Source organism: Parvibaculum sp., assembly GCF_049672805.1.
Classification (GTDB): Bacteria; Pseudomonadota; Alphaproteobacteria; order Parvibaculales; family Parvibaculaceae; genus Parvibaculum.
Genome location: NZ_JBATWS010000006.1, coordinates 1 through 2,434, shown reverse-complemented (window position 1 = coordinate 2,434; position 2,434 = coordinate 1). Strand labels below are relative to the sequence as shown.

The 2,434-nt window shown below is 60.5% G+C and carries 5 protein-coding genes; 4 read left to right on the top strand and 1 reads right to left on the bottom strand.

Going from position 1 to position 2,434, the window contains the following annotated elements; translation table 11 throughout:
- Window positions 1–132 precede the first annotated feature (132 nt).
- From WBF74_RS00260 to WBF74_RS00250, 3 genes are read left to right on the top strand one after another with little or no spacing between them, the layout of a single operon-like run.
- A complete protein-coding gene (locus tag WBF74_RS00260; protein ID WP_424433661.1) occupies window positions 133–441 on the top strand; it encodes a DUF6074 family protein in 309 nt (102 codons plus the stop codon).
- On the top strand, window positions 432–1,529 hold the full coding sequence (locus WBF74_RS00255) for a hypothetical protein (protein WP_424433659.1): 1,098 nt from the start codon (window positions 432–434) through the stop codon (window positions 1,527–1,529). The genes WBF74_RS00260 and WBF74_RS00255 overlap by 10 nt, the downstream gene beginning before the upstream one ends.
- Window positions 1,526–1,693 (top strand): hypothetical protein, encoded by a 168-nt coding sequence (locus WBF74_RS00250; RefSeq protein WP_424433657.1) that lies wholly within the window; start codon window positions 1,526–1,528, stop codon window positions 1,691–1,693. Before WBF74_RS00255 ends, WBF74_RS00250 begins: the two co-directional genes overlap by 4 nt.
- A 2-nt stretch (window positions 1,694–1,695) precedes the next feature.
- Here the strand turns inward: WBF74_RS00250 and WBF74_RS00245 are convergent, their stop codons facing one another.
- Entirely contained in the window at window positions 1,696–1,956 is a 261-nt protein-coding gene (locus WBF74_RS00245) for a DUF982 domain-containing protein (protein WP_056243823.1), read from the bottom strand.
- 62 nt (window positions 1,957–2,018) lie between these two features.
- Between WBF74_RS00245 and WBF74_RS00240 the strand changes: the two genes are divergently transcribed.
- The gene (locus WBF74_RS00240; protein WP_424433655.1) at window positions 2,019–2,318 is read left to right on the top strand and encodes a hypothetical protein; all 300 of its coding nucleotides are present in this window, start codon (window positions 2,019–2,021) and stop codon (window positions 2,316–2,318) included.
- Window positions 2,319–2,434: the final 116 nt, after the last annotated feature.

The window sequence follows — 2,434 nt, the reverse complement described above, 5'->3', positions numbered from 1 at the left end:
CGACGCAGCCTGCCGCCCACACGGGCAGGCAAGCGTCGAGAGCGCGAGCGAAGGCAGACAAGCGGGCAGAGTTCAAAGCCCTTCTGCATGACACGGCTGCGGCGCTCAGCCTCAAGACGGAGGGAGGCAGCGATGCGGCTTAGCCCTCAGCCCTGCACGGTCATCGCCTTCCCTGCTGAAAAGAGGTCGGGCCATGCATTCAGGGTCGCTCACCAGCTTTCGAAAGCACGGACCAACAAAGAGGCCGATTGGGTGCTGACCCGCGCCCTTGTGTCCTATCACGACCGGTTATTTGCGGCGGGCTTTTCCGCTGCGGAAGCGGGGCGGCTCATGAGTGTCTTTCGCCGGCTCATCTTCAACGAATGTCTCGCAGTCGGCTCCAAGTGGACGCCGGACCTCGACGACGAATTCATTCCTTCAAATGGAGGCTCATGCGCATGAGCGCGCCTAACAATCCTCTTCGCCGGATAGAGCCGGTTTCCATTGCTGGCCTGAAACCTCGGACGCCGCCAACCGGGCAACCGATTATGGAATACGTGAGCCCGCGCGGCCTCTATGTGGATCCGGCTTATCAGCGGTCCATCGGTGAGCGCGGCCTGAAGCAGATTCGGCGCATCATCGAGAATTTCGATTGGTCGAAGTTCAAGCTTCCGACTTGCTGCTATGCGGAAAATTTTGCCGGTGAGACTGTGCTGTTCGTTCTCGATGGTCAGCACACCGCAATCGCCTGCGCCAGCCATCCCGATAACGATTGCATTCCGGTGCAGATCGTTGAGGCTGCTGGCGTCGAGGCACAGGCGGAAGCCTTCATCGGCCTCAACACCGATCGGCTCGGCGTCACGAAGTTGCAGCTTCACCAAGCGGCAGTTGTTGCCGGTGACCCTGAAGCCGTCACAATCGAGCAAGTGTGCGAACGGGCAGGCGTCACGATCCTGCGGGGCACTCCCGGCAGCGGTCGCTACAAGCCCAAGGAAACCATTGCCGTTGCCGCTCTCGCCGCTCTGGTCAATCGGCGTGGAGCAATGCGGGCGCGGATCGTGCTTGACGTGCTGGCGGCTACGGACCTTTCGCCCATCGCCTCCATTCATATCCAGGCGGTCGATCTCCTGCTGCACGACAAGGAGTTCTGCGACCAGATCACCGGGCCAAACCTCTCGACGGCGATCAACGAAATGATCGTAGATGCCGAAGACGAGGCCAAGCTGTTCGGGCGGACGCATAAGATTCCGAAGTGGCGGGCGCTGGCTTCGGTCTGGTTCCGCAAGTGCCGGAAGACCCGCGCGACGAAGACGGACGCACCAAAGACGCAACCAAACCCTTCTGATGAAACGGAAAATCAGCCGACCGAACGCAACCTGGACGCACAGCGGACGCAAGGCGGCAACCTGACCGACATGCTTCGGCCGGAAATCGAACAGCGAGTGGCTGCGGTTCCCTCGCGCCGGGTTGAGCAGAACGTCACGGCCTCCATCATGGGCGATCCGCCTGCCTGCCGGTCGGCTCTCGACCAGAGAAAGGGAACGGCATGACCACGAAGCCCGCAACATGGTTCGGCGTCTACACGGCATCCGGCAATCTCATCGACGTGACGCCCGGCAAATTTCACGCGCAGGAGATTGCGAACGAACTGACCAAGGAAAAGCGCGTCAAGCATGTCGTGCTGCCCGTCATCATCACGGCGGCACAGGCATGAACTCAGGCAGGATCATAATCCCCGAGGTAGATGCCAACATCCTTTGCTGCGGCGATAAAGGCAGTTCGTGCGGTGCTGGGTGGCTTTCCGCCTTTGATGACCGCAAGGCACGCTTCCATCGCGCGAACGCGCCTCTTGTTCTCCGCTACGGGCCAATCGTGCAGCAAAATATCCGCCGCGTCTCTCGGGCTGACAACGATCCGGTCGCGGTCAATTCGCCCAAGTTGGATGCGGATCGGTTTGTGAAAGCGCGTGGTTTTCATAGCGTCGAGCATTTTGCTCAAAATTTCCGCAACAGCAAATTGTTTCGAGGAGGTGCGGCGGCATGACGATTGCCGAGCGCAAAGCCCGCGACGCCTACGACGCGGAAAACCCTTGGCGTCCTATGTGCGAAGCGAAACCGGGCGGCACGGTTTGCGAGCTTCTGTTTGCCGATCTGGCCGGGAACTACGACACCGACGCCTACCGATATTTCTTCGATCCTGACGGAAACTGGTACCGGATCGATCCACCAGAGATGGTTTATCCGTGGCCATCGCCCATGAATTGGAGGCCTGCTTATGCGCGCCTCTCCCCCGAACGTCGGAATTACATCAGGCAGCAGGTACGGAAATGGCGAAAGTAACCCCGGAGCCGGAAGTCAGGCCGGCAGGGATCAGGATCGACGGCGGCAAGCGGCGCGACCTCAACAAGGAACGTGTCTCGGGCCGCATGTCGGGCGTGGTCAAGCCGGCGCTCACG